Raw genomic sequence first — 13,169 nt, 5'->3', positions numbered from 1 at the left:
GTTATGGACAGCTTTGTTGAGTTATACCGGGCCAGCAACGCCCTGGAAGCCCACGCCCTTAAGGGAGCGCTGGAGCAACAGGGGGTGATGGTACGACTGCTGGGGGAAGCTCTGGCAGGCGGGACCGGTGAGCTTCCCGTCGACAGTCAGGAGGTCGGCTTGTTGGTGCAACGTCGTCATTTGGAAAAAGCCAACGCCGTCTTGGAGCAGTATCATCAAAGTCAGGCCCCCTGGCAGTGTCCCAGCTGCGGGGAGCAGAACGATGGCCATTTCGAGACCTGTTGGCGTTGCGGGGGCGTCCCCCAAAAATAGGTCTTAGATATGAAGCACAATCCCGGATTTGAACAGCTGGTGGATTCCCTCCGCCTCAAAGTCAGTGAAATCTCCATCGATACCCTCCTGAACTGGCAGGACGCCAGTACTCCGCACCATTTGGTGGACTGCCGTGAGCAGGATGAGTGGCGAAAGGACCGTCTTCCCGGCGCCGCCTATCTGGGGCGTGGAGTGATGGAGCGGGATGTGGAAACCCTCTACCCCAACAAAGACAGTGTGCTGGTGATCTACTGTGGCGGCGGTTATCGCTCGGTACTGGCGGCACACAACTTGCTGCAGATGGGGTACACCCGGGTGCACTCTCTCATCGGCGGCCGCCGTGAATGGATGGCCCGCAGCCTGCCCATGGAAGCCTGATGCGTTATTTTCCCCTCTTCTTCGATACCCGGCAACGGCACCTGCTGATCGTCGGGGGTGGCGAAGTGGCGGCTCGCAAGCTGTCACTGTGGCGTCGCAGTGAGATGGCCATTACCCTGGTCTCCCCGGTCCTCAACGATGAACTGAGTGCCCGCCAGGGGGAGTTTACCTGGCTGGCCCAGGGGTTCAGTGATGACCTGGTGAGGGGGCAGCATGGGGTGATCGCCGCCACCGATGATCAGGCCCTGAACCGCCGGGTGGCCATGCTGGCTCGCCAGGCCGGGGCCTGGGTCAATGTGGTGGACGACCCCGAGGCCTGTACGGTGATCACTCCGGCCATTGTGGACCGCAGTCCCATGGTGGTGGCCATCGGCAGTGAAGGGGCGGCGCCGGTGTTGGTCAAGGAGCTTCGTCGGCGTATCGAGTCTCTGCTGCCGCAGACCCTGGGGGCTCTGGCACGCTTTATGGGGCAGGCCCGTTACCGCATCCCTTTGAAGGAACGCCGCTCCGTCTGGGAACGATTTTTGGGCAGCAACGGATTGGAGTGGGATGAACAGCGCAGCGAAGGCCGGTTCCAGTCGGCCCTTGAGGGAGAGGGGCTGCCAGGCTGGGTGCTGCTGGTCCCTGCTGACCAGGATGCAGAGCTGCTTCCGCTCAAGGCGGTTCGGCTGATGCAGGAGTGCGATGCCTTGTGGCATCAGGGTGCCCTGGCTCCGGCCCTGAATGAGCTGTGTCGCCGGGATGCCAGCAGACTGGAGGTGAGCGACTCAGCCCTGCCTGAGATCCGGGGAAAGGTGATGCTGGTGGCGGACACCGAGGCTCAGCAGCGGCTGATTGCTCAGCTTAAGGGGCAGCGTCTTATTCGCATCGAGCCGGGAAGGGTTTCGGGGTAGTCGGTCAGAACAGGTCGTTTCCGGTGACCACCATCAGGGCGAAGATCCACACGGTGAAGGCCATGCACAGGTGCACCATCCCATAGATCAGGGCATCGGAACGCTTCATCACCCGGTCATCCACTAACAGGTAGAGGTGGAGCAGGGCGATCAACCCCATGGCGATGTTCAGTGGCCACTGGAAGGCGTGGTTGCCCTCGGGAATCATCAGTCTCACCAGAATGGCAAACACCACCATCATCAGGGTTAATACCGGCGCCAGGCCGATTCGGTAACTGTCCGGATACCACTGCAGCACGTCATCTCCTTATCTCTTGATACCCAGGGAAAACCCTATTTCGGCCTCATGGCCAAGTGTTTCAGGCTCGGGGTATTACTTCCTGGCAATCAGCTGCGCCGTGAAGCGGTGCGGATTGCTGTGCTCCTTTTCAACGTAATGCAGAGTCTGCAGAGATGCAAAGTGTTGTTGCAGTTCGCCGGGCTTTAACAGGAAATCCGGGTTGCTGGGTTTGCCGATGCTGGCCTGCTGCTCAAGAAAGGTCTCGTACACCAGCAGGCCTCCCGGCATCAACGCCTGCTCTATGGCGCTCATCAGCGGGCGGTGCAGATAGTTGAACACTAGGATGGCGGCAAATTGCCGCTTTCCCAGGGGGGAGGGACCGGGTTGTTCCAGATCCTGCTGCCAGGTGACCAGGTTCAAACGCTCCTCGGCCGCAGTGTGTTGCAGCTGGGTCAGGGCGTCGCCATTGCGGTCACAGCACCACAGCGGCAGATCTCGACGGGCCAGGTAGAGGGCGTTGCGGCCGCGGCCACAGGCCAGGTCCAGTATGGGCCCCTGGGGAAGGGCGTCGAACAGCGGCAGGTTGTCGGTGATCAGGGATGCCGGGGTCTGGGGGCAGGGCATGGGGCTCTCCTTGAGAAGGTGCATGAGCCCCAGTATAACGAAATGACGGACAGCAGCTGATAAAAAAGCAATCAGCTCAATGTACTAGCCCTTAATCTCCTTGGGGCCGTCGATGCGCTTGCGGTGCACCACGGAGTAGTGACGCAGGCCGGCGGGACCGTGGGAGGTGACCACGGAGATCAGGGCCACCAGACAGAACAGCGGTACCTTGAATTGGGGAAAGGGATAACACAGGGCCACCAGCACTACCTTGACCAGGGTCAGCACCCCTTTCATCTGAATCAGCCACAGGGGGGAGCGGATGATCTCCCAGGCCATCAGGATAAGGCCGGTGCTCATGGCCAGGATCCACCAGGGCAGCCACAGCGCCTTCTCCACCTCATAGAAGAACCCGCCGCTGGCACCGATGATCCCCAGCACGTGCAGGGCGCGCAGGCTGGATTTACCCAGTCGCTGAATCCAGAACTGTTTCTCGGGGATGTGGGCGTGTTTCTTGGCCATGGGGGGATCCACTGGAAAAATTTGCCCAAGGGTATCACAGTGCCCCGGAAAGAGTGGACAGCCTTATCTCAAACACCCCCTGATGCCGTGATCCCCCGCACGTCGATGATAAATTCCCGAAACAGCCGGAAACTGAACGAGATTTTATTTTGTCCTATGGTTTACAGTTGAAATGAATCCGGGTAGGGAATCCGGCAGTATGGCAATGAAGAGGAGTGGAACATGATGAAGCGACTGATTCTGGGGGCACTGGTGATGAGCAGCGGCGTGTCCGCCATGCCCGGTATGGGCAACGGTATGCCCCAGAACACCCCGGGTGCCAACCCCCATGGTGCCATGCCACTGGAGACCGCCGAGCTGACGGGGGTTTTGACCAGCCAGCAACTGATCTTCGAAATGATCCCCATGGGCCGGGAGTACCTGGCCTATCAGGTGAATCAACAGGCGATGGCGCCCATCAAGGCGGTCAACGAGCCGGTTGAGATCCTGGCGGTGCTGGGGACCTGGGACAGCACCAGTCAACAGCAGGTGCCGCGGATGATGAAGATCCTCAAACTGGCGGAGAACAGCAACATCAGTGCCCGCTATATTGGTGTCGACAAGAAGGGCAGCGCCGGTGATCCCGAGCTGCTGGAAGGGGTTCAGGTACTGGCTTTCCCCACCTTCATCGTCCGCAAAGAGGGTAAGGAGATAGGGCGCATCGAAGGGGCGCCGGACACTGGGCTGGAACAGGCCCTGGTCGATATCCTCAAGTGATCTTTTCGAAGCCGCCGCCAGGCGGCTTTTTCCTGGCTGAGCCTCACACTCCTGGCTTATGAAATAACCTCAGGGTCAACGGCCAGTGCACCTCACGATGCTGCTCGGGTGCCCCCCAGGCGCCGGCCAGATCCTCCCAGGTCGGCTCCAGGGTCGCCTCCTCATGGTGACCCAGATACCGCTGCAGCGCCGACCAGGTTTGCAGGTAGCCGATAAACTGCGGCAGGGTCCAGCTGTGCCTCAGGGTCATCAGCCTCGGGGTTTCTTCCTCCAGGGGCAGGCTCAGGCCGGCGTAGCCCTGTTCCACCCAACGTCTCTCCTCGGTCCAGAATGGGCCGAGGATCTCCTCATAAAGATGGTGCACCACCCTGTCCACGTCGTTGCCGACACTGCAGTTGCCGTAACTCCAGATGGCCAGTAATCCGCCGGGCTTGAGTACCCGGGCTACCTCCAGTCCCATGGGCTCCAGGGCCAGCCAGTGCAGTGCCTGGGCGATGGTCACCAGATCCACACAGCCGTCCCGCAGTGGCAGCGACTCTCCCAGGGCCATCAGATAGTTCAGGTTGGGGGCCTGGCTGCAGTGACTGAGTTGATGGCGGCTGAGGTCCACCCCCAGGACTCGCTGGAAGTGGTGCGCCAGCGCGCGGGCGGACTGACCCGATCCTGTGGCCAGATCCAGGGCCAGGGTGCGGCAGGGAGCCTGTGCGGCCAGCTGATTGAACAGGGCGTCGGGGTAGTGAGGACGATAGCTGGCGTACTCCCTGCTGTGTCCGGAGAAGAGGTCCTTAGGTGCGGTTGGATTCTTCATAAAGTTTCGTAATTAAAAGTATTACCAAAGATAATTTTTACATCTTAGCCTGACGACTAAACTCCTAGTTTCTAATGAATAAGGGTGGAGTCCAGAGATGCAGCTACAGCTTCAGAATAAGCGGGTTTTGGTGACAGGTTCAACCGCGGGCATTGGCCGCGCCATAGCCGAAGCCTATCTGGCCGAAGGCGCGGAGGTGATCATCCATGGCCGGGATCAGCGCAAATGCGATCAGCTGGCGCTGGAGATTGCCGACAAGATGTCTGCCGCAGGACGCCTGTTTGCCGTGGCCGGCGATCTGTCCGATGCCGTCCAGACCCAGGCGCTGCTGACTCAGTGCGAGCAGTTGGGTGGTGTCGACATCCTGGTGAACAATACTGGCATCTTCGAGGTGAAGGCGTTCGAAGCGATCAGTGACGAGGAGTGGCTGCACTACTTCAATGTGAACGTGATGAGCGCCGTACGCCTCTCCCGTGCCCTGATGCCCGCCATGCAGGCGCGTGGCTATGGCCGCATCATCAACATCTCTTCCGAGTGTGGCATCAAACCCCTGGGGCAGATGGTGCACTACTCGGTGACCAAGACTGCCTTGATCGCCCTCTCCCGGGCCCTGGCCGAATTGACTAAGGGCCAGGATGTGACGGTGAACTCGGTGCTGCCCGGTCCCACCTGGACCGAAGGGGTGGAAAACTACTTTGCCACCCTGTCGGAGTCGGAAGCGAAGCCGGTTCAGGAGCTGGCCGACAACTATTTCAGCGAGCATGAGCCCACCAGTTTGCTGCAGCGCTTTGTTCAGGTGGAGGAGGTGGCCAAGGCGACCGTCTTCCTCTCCAGCAACAGGGCGATGAATGGCCAGGCATTGCGGGTTGAGGGCGGCATTATCCGTGCCCTGTAATGGTTTCTGAAACGACAGAAAAGGCGGCCAATGGCCGCCTTTTTTAGCTGTTGCGCATCATGTTGCGCTGGCCACTGCGCTGCTGACGCATCTGGGCATCCCACTGCTCATAGAGGCCGAGGATCTGACTGGCGATGGTCTGAAACCCCGGTTGTAGAGGCGGCTCATACCCTTTGGACGCGTAGTGGCGAGCCAGCAGGCACACCAGGTGCTCGGTTTGGGTCAGGGGCCCCTGATCCAGGCTCTTAATCACCATCAGCCTGAAGCCGATGCTCAACATCTGCAGCAGCGACCCCTCATTCAGCTCCTGCTCTCTCAGCAGGGCTGGGTCCTCGGCCAGCACCAGGTTGGTGAGCAGATTGACCACCTGATCCAGGGAGGTGGCTCCGTGAAACAGGTTGTGTACCAGGGGGTCGGACGCGATATGGGATTGCAGATCCTGAGCCAGGTCGGCCACTTCCCAGCGGCGACGGCTGAAACTGCGAATGTCGGACATGATCTCTAAACCTTTGTCAGCATCTCTGTTGCGCCTAAGTGTACCTTTGCCGACCGGGATTGTCTCACCTGTTACTCCTGGGTGAGCCTGGGGTGGAGCAATGACTCAATAACGGCTGACAAGGAGGGTTCACTGCCGTAGTATTGGGTGAAAAGTGAGCGCTTAGGGATAAGGCTATGAAACGAGTGGTGTTTAACCAGAAGGGTGGTGTCGGCAAATCCAGCATCAGTGTCAACCTGGCTGCGGTCAGTGCCGCCATGGGGTACAAGACTCTGCTGGTGGATCTGGATGTTCAGGGCAATGCCAGCCACTACCTGGGGGTGGATGAGGCCAGCCTGCCGGCAGGCAAGACGGTGGCCGATCTGCTCAAACAGACCGTGGGCTGGTTTGGTTCCCTGCCGGACCCGGACCAGTATGTGCACAGAACCGAGTTTGATAACCTCAGCCTGCTGCCCGCCAGCCCGGCCCTCGCCAGTTTGGAGCGGGAGCTGGAGATGCGCTACAAGATCTACAAGCTCAGGGATGCCCTCAAGGCCCTGGAGAAGCAGTTTGACCGCATCTATATCGATACTCCCCCCAACTTCAACTTCTACTCGAAATCGGCACTTATCGCCGCCGATCGAGTGGTCATTCCCTTTGATTGTGACGGCTTTTCCGCCCAGGCCATTCACCGATTGATGGATAACCTGCTTGAGCTGAAAAGCGACCACAACGGCAAGTTGATGGCGGAAGGGGTGGTGGTCAACCAGTTTAACGCCCAGGCGCGGTTGCCCCAGCAACTGGTGGCGGAACTGGAGGAGCAGGATGTGGTGCCCCTGTTCGGTACCCGGCTCTCCTCTTCGGTAAAGATGAAGGAGTCTCACCAGGAGCAGATCCCTTTGATCCACCTGGCGCCGGGGCACAAGTTGACCGGCCAGTTTGTTGAGCTGTTCCGTGAGCTTGAGCCTGACTTTGCCCGGGCTTAAATCCTGATCAGGCCGCCCCCTGTCCGGGGCGGCAACCGGCTTCCGTGACCACCTCTGTCCTCTTAACATAGTGATGCATGCGCATCCGACTATGTGCCTTAATAATCATCTGCTTATAGAGCAAATGCTCCCCTTTACCCTTTTGCGGCATTGTTAATAAACGGGATCCGGATCACCCCCGTGATCCGCGTTATTGCAGTTGAAATGACTCTTTAGAATTCACTGATATTCTGTGTTTTTTTAGGTTGAGGACCGAAGTGTGATCCCCGTCTCGCAGAATATTGTGCTGCCTCGGGCTTTTCTGGTCTTTCCTGCAACAAAAGTGACTTAAAAAATGCAAAAATAACTAGCAATGAAAATGAAAATAGCTATCATTTGCGCCAGAGCCAAGTCCATGAGGGCTTGAATCACAACAAAAAATTTCTGGAGCGATGATGACCTTTAAGTTGAAACCCATTGTAGCCGGCGTGGCTCTGGCCCTGACCGCCACCTCCTCCTTCGCCGCTGACTCCGTGCAGGAGCAGCTGAAAGCTCAGCAGGACCTGATCAAGCAGCAGCAGGCTGCCATCGAGCAACTGAGCCGTCAGGTAAAAGAGAACCAGGAAGCGGTAGAAGCGGCCGTTGAAGCGGTAGAAACCGACTCCGGCAGCAGCGCCATGGATAAGGTCTCCATCGGCGGCTACGGCGAACTGCACTACAACAACCTGACCGGTGAGGGCGGTGCCAGCGACAAGAAGGCCATCGACTTCCACCGTTTCGTACTGATGTTCGGTTATGAGTTTGCCGACAACATCCGCTTCTTCTCTGAAGTCGAGCTGGAGCACTCCCTGTCCGGTGATGGCAAGCCTGGCGAAGTTGAGCTGGAGCAGGCCTACATCGATTGGGACTTCTCCGACAACTGGACCTCCCGTTCCGGTCTGTTCCTGCTGCCTGTTGGCCTGCTGAACGAGACCCACGAACCTGATACCTTCTACGGCGTTGAGCGTAACAACGTAGAGAAGTACATCCTGCCTACCACCTGGTGGGAAGCCGGTACCGGTGTGATTGGTCGTCTGGATAACGGTGTGACCGTTCAGGGCTTCGTTCACAGCGGTCTGGAGACCAGCGTGGATTCCAAGTACTCCATCCGTTCCGGTCGTCAGAAAGTGGCCAAGGCCAACGCCGAAGACCTGGCAGCCACCATCGCCGTGTCCTACGCCGGTGTTCCCGGTCTGACCATCGGCGGCAGCGTCCAGTACCAGGGTGACATCACCCAGTCCGCCGACGCCGATGCTGGCAGCGCCTACATGGTTGAAGGTCACTTCGACTGGCAGTACGACGCCTTCACCCTGCGTGGCCTGTACGCCATGTGGACTCTGGATGGCAACGGCCCTGAGTCCCTGGGTGCCGACGAGCAAAACGGCTGGTACCTGGAGCCCAGCTACAAGGTGACCGAGAAGCTGGGTGTGTTCGCCCGCTACAGCACCTGGGACAACCAGGCCGGTGACAGCGCCGACAGCGCCAAGGCCCAGACTGACTTCGGTATCAACTACTGGCTGCACCCTCGCGTTGTGTTCAAGGCTGACTACCAGATGCAGGACAACGACAACGGCAAAGACCAGAAAGGCTTTAACCTGGGCGTAGGTTACTCTTTCTAAGATGCTGAAACAGTTAAAAGGGGGTCTAGGCCCCCTGTTTGCTATCCTGGCCCTGGTGCTGACCTTCAGTGCCAAAGGGGCTTCCGAATACCTGACTCAGGAAGCGTTCCTGTCTCAGGCGTTTGGTGGCGGCCAGCCCCAGCAGGGGACGGTGTGGCTCAAGGGTGAACTCAAGAGTCAGCTCAAGGCCCTGATGGGTGAAGCTTATCCCAAGCTCCGGGTACGCTACTGGCAGGACCAGGGGCGGACCGCCTGGGTGCTGGAGTCCGTGGGTAAGGATCAGCCCATCACCTTTGGCTACGTGGTGGAGAATGGTGCCATCGTTCAGGCCAGGGTGCTGGTGTTCCGCGAACACCGGGGCTGGGAGATCCATCGGGATGCCTTTACCCGCCAATATCAGGGGGTATCTCTGAAGGGCGATGCCCTGTCAGAGATCATCGATGGCATCAGTGGAGCGACACTGTCGGTGCACGCCATGAACCGAACCGCTAAAATGGCTCTTTTCCTGGCTGATCATGTGAAGCGATGAAAACCCGAACTCTCACCCGCTGGCACAGCAGAATAGGCATCCTGGTGTGTGCCTGGATCCTGCTTCTGGCCTGCACCGGTCTGGTACTGCAGCACGGCCACCGGCTGGGGCTGGATAAGCCTCTGCTTACCGGTGCCTTCTGGTACTCCCTGGCGGATCTGCCTCAGCCCAGTGTTTCTGGCGCCGAGGCTCAGGGGCTGTATCAGGTGGACAATCGCCTGCTCTCCCGCCATGGCCATCTGGCGATGCTCGATGGTGGGGTTCAGGGGCTGGTGGTGGGTGAGGAGTCGATGCTGGTCAGTGATCTGGGGCAGTTGTGGCTGCTGACCTTAGAGGGGGAGCTGGTGGACAGCACTCCCCTCGAGGGGTTTGTCCTGGCGGGCACCTCGGCTGCGGGCTTGCCGCTGCTGAAGGGGCGTGAAGGCCACCTCTGGCAACTGGACTGGTGGCTGGAGGCTCAACCTCAACCCACCGAGGTCAGGTTGGCGCAGGAACCCTTGCAGTTCATTGAAACCAGCTTGCCGGGGGAGATCGAGGACAGTCACAGCGGCGTCAGTGTCGAGAGGCTGGTTCTGGCTCTGCACAGCGGCCGCATCTTCGGTGCCCTGGGCGAGTGGCTGATGAGCGCCGTGGCCCTGATGGCCATCGGCATCGCCTGCACCGGGTTTGTCATCTGGGGACGGCGACGCTGATCTCCAGACGAGTCGAATAGAAAGAGGACGCCTTGGCGTCCTCTTTTTTTGGGGCTTAGGGCATCAGACTCTAGGGCTGTTCCGGGGTAAACAGCCGCTCCTCCAGGCTCAGGCCCAGAGCCAGGCGCCGGTAGGGGATGCGGGCGGCCTTGAGAGCGGTGAGCAGTTCCAGATCGAAATCCGGGTGGGCGGTCAGGTCGTAGCGCACCAGGTACTCATCCCTGTCCCGCTTGGTGATCTGGCGAACTCCGGCAATCTGGTTGAGCACGGACTGCTGGTCCTCGGTGCCGGGGGCCAGGGTCAGGGTGAGAGCCCCCTCCTGGCCGGCATCGTCCACCGCCACCTGGTTGCTGAGTCTGCCGTGATCGATGTGCAGCACGGTGTCGCACATCTTCTGCAGCTCCTCCAGGTTGTGGGAGCTGATGATAAAGCGGCACTGGCTGCGCAGGCGGTTAACCAACTCGCGCACGGCCCTGGCATTGGCGGGATCCAGGCCGGCGGTGGGCTCATCCAGCAGCACCAGTTCCGGCTGGCCAATGAGCGCCTGGGCGATGGTGACCCGCTTGCGCATGCCGTGGCTCAGGGACTGAGGCAGGCTGTTGAAGGTCTCCGACAGCTGCACCAGTTCCAGCACCCGACGCGCTTCCTCTTTGGGTTTGGGAATTCCCTGCAGGGCGGCGTAATGGGACAACTGGATGCCTACACTGAAACCCGGGTCCAACTGGGCATCCTGGGGCAGGGCCCCGATGCGTCCCAGCAGGGCGTCGCTGCCGGGATCCTCTCCCAGTACTTTGATCGCGCCCTGACTTGGCCTCAGGTAGCCACAGATAATAGACATCAGGGTGGTCTTGCCGGCGCCGTTGGGGCCCACTAGCGCAATGCTGCCGTTGGCGGCCAGATTCAGATCGACTCCGTCCAGGGCGTTCTTGCTGCCATAGCTCTTGGTCAGTCCGCTGGCTTCAATCATCAGGCTCATAGGGCGCTCCTTACCAGAGTGATTCGGGCCAGGGCGAGCATCACCAGGGTCTGGGCAAGAGGCAGCCAGCTGGTGGTGAGGGCGTCGGCCGGGGTCATCACCATCAGGTCCTTGATCTGGCCACCGGGGATCAGCAGCAGCAGCTGTTCAAAGGGTTGCCAGGCCATGGAGAGCAGGCCGGTGGCCAGCGGCGTCATCAGCCAGAACAGGGTGGCCAGTACCACCGCCTGACGGCCGGATTTGGCCAGCAGGGAGAGCAGGGCCATGGTGGCGGTAAAGGGCAGCACCACCAGCAGCAGGTTGAGGGTGACCAGGGCACTCTGTCCCAGCACCGGCATCAAGGGGGCGCCCTTATACAGGGCCAGCCCCAGAGTTCCCGCCAGGGAGGCGAGAATCATCATCAGCTGAATCGCCAGCATGCCCAGGAAACGGCCCAGCAGCAGGCTGTCACGGCTGACCCTCAGGGTCAGAAACCTCAGGGTGCCACGCTGAAGATCCGAGGCCATCTGGTCTGCCGCCAGGCCTATGGTGGCCATGGGGTAGAGCACCAGGGCCGCCACCCAGAACACCGCCAGCTCGGGGCTGGACCAGAGATAGAGGGTGCTCAGGCCATCGGGGGAGAGGGAGAGAAAAAACTCCCTCAGGTCGTCCCTGCGCATCAGATCGGCCGCACTCAAGATGGGGTAGCGCAGCAGCAGGCCCCACACCAGGGCAAAGGCCAGCAGCCACAGGGCGCCGCGGCGGGTGGCAAACAGCCGCCTCAGCTCGAAGACGGCGGTGAGCCGCAAATGGGTCAGGGACACAGGGTTCCTCCGTAGTTACTGTCGGCCGTCTTGAGCACGGCGCTTCTTGAATTCAGATTCTTCCAGCCACTTGGGCCAGTCACCATTGTTGGCCAGACGGGCGGCGATGATCGCCATCAGGGAGAGATCCTGCTGCATCCCCTCCAGGCTCCAGTCCGGGTTATAGTCGTCTGCCGGCTTGTGGTACCTGTGGGGAATGTAGTCGGGGTCATTGTCGCCCAGGCTCATAAACAGCAGGCCGGGTACACCCACCTTGGCCATGGCGAAGTGGTCGCTGCGATACAGCAGTCCCGCCTGGGGACGGGGATCCGGTTTGACCTTGCGCCCCTGGCTGGCGGCGGCATCCTGCAGGTAACCCTCCAGCTCCGACACCCCGTCGCCGTAACGCAGGATGTAGTCCAGGGCGTTATCCACGTTCATACCGTCGATGTTGAGGAAGGCAACAATCTGACTGTTGGGCACCGTGGGGTGGGCGGCGAAGTGGCTGGCGCCAATCAGCCCGGTCTCCTCGGCGGTAAAGCTGCTGAACAGGATGCTGCGCTTGAAGGGGTGCTTGCGGCTCTGTTCACTCAGCACCCGGGCCAGCTCGATGACGCCAGCCACGCCGGTGGCGTTGTCGATGGCGCCGTTGTAGATGTGGCCGTCACTCTCATTGGTGCCGAGGTGATCCCAGTGGGCGTGGATCATCACCACCTCTTCCGGGGTCTCGCCGCCGGGAAGCAGCCCCAGCACGTTGTGAGACTCGGCCATGCGGGTGCTGTTGTCGAATCTGAGGTTGGCCTTGCCGGGCAGGGGCACCGCCTTGAATCCGGGTTGGGCGGCGGCATCGGCGAGGGCGTCCATATCCAGTTTGGCCTGTTTGAACAGCTTCTGGGCGGCGCTCTGGTGCAGCCAGCCCATCACCGGCAGTTCGTCGGCGTTGTTGTTGGCGTCCACCAGGGTGTACTTGCTGCCGGTGTTGGAGTTCTCCACCACGCCCCAGGCGTAACCAGCGGCGTCGGTCTGGTGGATGATCAGGGCGGCGGCGGCGCCCTGGCGGGCCGCTTCCTCATATTTGTAGGTCCAGCGCCCGTAGTAGGTCATGGCGTTGCCCTTGAAGTGGGCGGGATCCTGGGTGGCAAAGCCGGGATCGTTCACCAGCATCACCACGGTTTTGCCCTTGACGTCCAGGCCGGCGTAGTCGTTCCAGTGGTATTCCGGAGCGTTGATGCCATAGCCGACGAACACCATGGGGGAGTCTTTCAACTCGATGCGTGGAGTGATCTGCTGGGTGCGGGCGGTGAACTCACTGCCATTGGTCAGGGTGAGGTCGCCCAGGGTCAGGGTCATCGCCTGATCGGCGGTGACCTTGGCCAGAGGCACAGGTTGCAGGTAGCGGTCACCATTGCCGGGCTTGAGCCCCAGTTTGGCAAACTCCTTGGCGATGTAGTCGATGCTCAGGGTTTCTCCCTGGGTCAGGGGGCCGCGTCCGCCATATTGGTCTGAGGCGAGGGTTTTGATGTGACTGCGCAGTTGCTGTTTATCAAACTCCGGGTCCGCAGCCATGGCGGCGGAGCTGATGCCCAGGGTCAGCGCCAGGGCCGCCCAGGACTTGGTGGGGAACGCAAACATCCTGTGTCCTTCT

The 13,169-nt window shown here is 60.4% G+C and carries 17 protein-coding genes; 9 read left to right on the top strand and 8 right to left on the bottom strand.

Features of this window, described 5'->3' with window-relative positions:
• Positions 1–3 precede the first annotated feature (3 nt).
• From G505_RS0105915 to G505_RS20710, 3 genes are read left to right on the top strand one after another with little or no spacing between them, the layout of a single operon-like run.
• Positions 4–312 carry a putative signal transducing protein gene (locus tag G505_RS0105915; RefSeq protein ID WP_028108738.1) on the top strand — a complete coding sequence of 103 codons (309 nt, stop codon included), beginning with the start codon at positions 4–6 and terminating at the stop codon, positions 310–312.
• A 9-nt stretch (positions 313–321) separates the two neighbouring features.
• Positions 322–690, top strand: a complete 369-nt coding sequence (locus tag G505_RS0105910; RefSeq protein WP_028108737.1) for a rhodanese-like domain-containing protein — start codon at positions 322–324, stop codon at positions 688–690.
• A complete protein-coding gene (locus tag G505_RS20710) occupies positions 690–1,583 on the top strand; it encodes a precorrin-2 dehydrogenase/sirohydrochlorin ferrochelatase family protein (protein WP_051215930.1) in 894 nt (297 codons plus the stop codon). The genes G505_RS0105910 and G505_RS20710 overlap by 1 nt, the downstream gene beginning before the upstream one ends.
• A gap of 4 nt (positions 1,584–1,587) precedes the next feature.
• On the opposite strand, the gene G505_RS0105900 is transcribed toward G505_RS20710, so the two are convergent.
• The 3 genes from G505_RS0105900 to G505_RS0105890 form a co-directional block, all read right to left on the bottom strand.
• Positions 1,588–1,881, bottom strand: coding sequence for a hypothetical protein (locus G505_RS0105900; RefSeq protein ID WP_028108736.1), 294 nt, complete (start codon positions 1,879–1,881; stop codon positions 1,588–1,590).
• Positions 1,882–1,956: 75 nt separating this feature from the next.
• Entirely contained in the window at positions 1,957–2,487 is a 531-nt protein-coding gene (locus G505_RS0105895; protein ID WP_028108735.1) for a methyltransferase domain-containing protein, read from the bottom strand.
• Between the two features lie 84 nt (positions 2,488–2,571).
• Positions 2,572–2,988: a hypothetical protein gene (locus G505_RS0105890; RefSeq protein ID WP_028108734.1), complete on the bottom strand. Its 417-nt coding sequence runs from the start codon at positions 2,986–2,988 to the stop codon at positions 2,572–2,574.
• 222 nt (positions 2,989–3,210) lie between these two features.
• Here G505_RS0105890 and G505_RS20705 point away from each other — a divergent pair, with 222 nt between their 5' ends.
• Entirely contained in the window at positions 3,211–3,744 is a 534-nt protein-coding gene (locus G505_RS20705; protein WP_051215928.1) for a thioredoxin family protein, read from the top strand.
• A 43-nt stretch (positions 3,745–3,787) separates the two neighbouring features.
• On the opposite strand, the gene G505_RS0105880 is transcribed toward G505_RS20705, so the two are convergent.
• The gene (locus G505_RS0105880; RefSeq protein WP_028108733.1) at positions 3,788–4,552 is read right to left on the bottom strand and encodes a class I SAM-dependent methyltransferase; all 765 of its coding nucleotides are present in this window, start codon (positions 4,550–4,552) and stop codon (positions 3,788–3,790) included.
• Between the two features lie 97 nt (positions 4,553–4,649).
• Here G505_RS0105880 and G505_RS0105875 point away from each other — a divergent pair, with 97 nt between their 5' ends.
• The gene (locus G505_RS0105875) at positions 4,650–5,447 is read left to right on the top strand and encodes an SDR family NAD(P)-dependent oxidoreductase (protein WP_028108732.1); all 798 of its coding nucleotides are present in this window, start codon (positions 4,650–4,652) and stop codon (positions 5,445–5,447) included.
• 43 nt (positions 5,448–5,490) lie between these two features.
• On the opposite strand, the gene G505_RS0105870 is transcribed toward G505_RS0105875, so the two are convergent.
• Positions 5,491–5,943, bottom strand: coding sequence for a hypothetical protein (locus tag G505_RS0105870; RefSeq protein WP_028108731.1), 453 nt, complete (start codon positions 5,941–5,943; stop codon positions 5,491–5,493).
• A gap of 176 nt (positions 5,944–6,119) precedes the next feature.
• Here G505_RS0105870 and G505_RS0105865 point away from each other — a divergent pair, with 176 nt between their 5' ends.
• The 4 genes from G505_RS0105865 (at position 6,120) to G505_RS0105850 (ending at position 9,766) form a co-directional block, all read left to right on the top strand.
• Entirely contained in the window at positions 6,120–6,908 is a 789-nt protein-coding gene (locus G505_RS0105865; RefSeq protein WP_028108730.1) for a ParA family protein, read from the top strand.
• Between the two features lie 434 nt (positions 6,909–7,342).
• The gene (locus G505_RS0105860) at positions 7,343–8,545 is read left to right on the top strand and encodes a porin (RefSeq protein ID WP_028108729.1); all 1,203 of its coding nucleotides are present in this window, start codon (positions 7,343–7,345) and stop codon (positions 8,543–8,545) included.
• A gap of 1 nt (position 8,546) precedes the next feature.
• A complete protein-coding gene (locus G505_RS0105855; protein ID WP_028108728.1) occupies positions 8,547–9,074 on the top strand; it encodes an FMN-binding protein in 528 nt (175 codons plus the stop codon).
• Positions 9,071–9,766, top strand: coding sequence for a PepSY-associated TM helix domain-containing protein (locus G505_RS0105850; protein ID WP_028108727.1), 696 nt, complete (start codon positions 9,071–9,073; stop codon positions 9,764–9,766). Before G505_RS0105855 ends, G505_RS0105850 begins: the two co-directional genes overlap by 4 nt.
• 70 nt (positions 9,767–9,836) lie before the next feature.
• Here G505_RS0105850 and G505_RS0105845 read toward each other — a convergent pair whose 3' ends face one another.
• From G505_RS0105845 to G505_RS0105835, 3 genes are read right to left on the bottom strand one after another with little or no spacing between them, the layout of a single operon-like run.
• On the bottom strand, positions 9,837–10,742 hold the full coding sequence (locus G505_RS0105845) for an ABC transporter ATP-binding protein (RefSeq protein ID WP_028108726.1): 906 nt from the start codon (positions 10,740–10,742) through the stop codon (positions 9,837–9,839).
• Positions 10,739–11,545 (bottom strand): ABC transporter permease, encoded by an 807-nt coding sequence (locus G505_RS0105840; protein WP_035385116.1) that lies wholly within the window; start codon positions 11,543–11,545, stop codon positions 10,739–10,741. Before G505_RS0105840 ends, G505_RS0105845 begins: the two co-directional genes overlap by 4 nt.
• A 15-nt stretch (positions 11,546–11,560) precedes the next feature.
• A complete protein-coding gene (locus tag G505_RS0105835; RefSeq protein ID WP_028108724.1) occupies positions 11,561–13,156 on the bottom strand; it encodes a M28 family metallopeptidase in 1,596 nt (531 codons plus the stop codon).
• Between the last annotated feature and the right edge of the window lie 13 nt (positions 13,157–13,169).

Origin of the sequence: Ferrimonas futtsuensis DSM 18154 (assembly GCF_000422645.1) — a bacterium.
Taxonomy (GTDB): Bacteria; Pseudomonadota; Gammaproteobacteria; order Enterobacterales; family Shewanellaceae; genus Ferrimonas; species Ferrimonas futtsuensis.
This window is presented reverse-complemented; position numbering and strand designations above follow the sequence as displayed.

Coding starts and splice junctions, on each gene's coding strand:
- G505_RS0105910 (WP_028108737.1), top strand. CDS start 322: ATGAAGCACAATCCCGGATTTGAACAGCTGGTGGATTCCCTCCGCCTC.
- G505_RS0105835 (WP_028108724.1), bottom strand. CDS start 13,156: ATGTTTGCGTTCCCCACCAAGTCCTGGGCGGCCCTGGCGCTGACCCTG.
- G505_RS20710 (WP_051215930.1), top strand. CDS start 690: ATGCGTTATTTTCCCCTCTTCTTCGATACCCGGCAACGGCACCTGCTG.
- G505_RS0105875 (WP_028108732.1), top strand. CDS start 4,650: ATGCAGCTACAGCTTCAGAATAAGCGGGTTTTGGTGACAGGTTCAACC.
- G505_RS0105850 (WP_028108727.1), top strand. CDS start 9,071: ATGAAAACCCGAACTCTCACCCGCTGGCACAGCAGAATAGGCATCCTG.
- G505_RS0105865 (WP_028108730.1), top strand. CDS start 6,120: ATGAAACGAGTGGTGTTTAACCAGAAGGGTGGTGTCGGCAAATCCAGC.
- G505_RS0105880 (WP_028108733.1), bottom strand. CDS start 4,552: ATGAAGAATCCAACCGCACCTAAGGACCTCTTCTCCGGACACAGCAGG.
- G505_RS0105870 (WP_028108731.1), bottom strand. CDS start 5,943: ATGTCCGACATTCGCAGTTTCAGCCGTCGCCGCTGGGAAGTGGCCGAC.
- G505_RS0105915 (WP_028108738.1), top strand. CDS start 4: ATGGACAGCTTTGTTGAGTTATACCGGGCCAGCAACGCCCTGGAAGCC.
- G505_RS0105855 (WP_028108728.1), top strand. CDS start 8,547: ATGCTGAAACAGTTAAAAGGGGGTCTAGGCCCCCTGTTTGCTATCCTG.
- G505_RS0105890 (WP_028108734.1), bottom strand. CDS start 2,988: ATGGCCAAGAAACACGCCCACATCCCCGAGAAACAGTTCTGGATTCAG.
- G505_RS0105860 (WP_028108729.1), top strand. CDS start 7,343: ATGACCTTTAAGTTGAAACCCATTGTAGCCGGCGTGGCTCTGGCCCTG.
- G505_RS0105895 (WP_028108735.1), bottom strand. CDS start 2,487: ATGCCCTGCCCCCAGACCCCGGCATCCCTGATCACCGACAACCTGCCG.
- G505_RS20705 (WP_051215928.1), top strand. CDS start 3,211: ATGATGAAGCGACTGATTCTGGGGGCACTGGTGATGAGCAGCGGCGTG.
- G505_RS0105845 (WP_028108726.1), bottom strand. CDS start 10,742: ATGAGCCTGATGATTGAAGCCAGCGGACTGACCAAGAGCTATGGCAGC.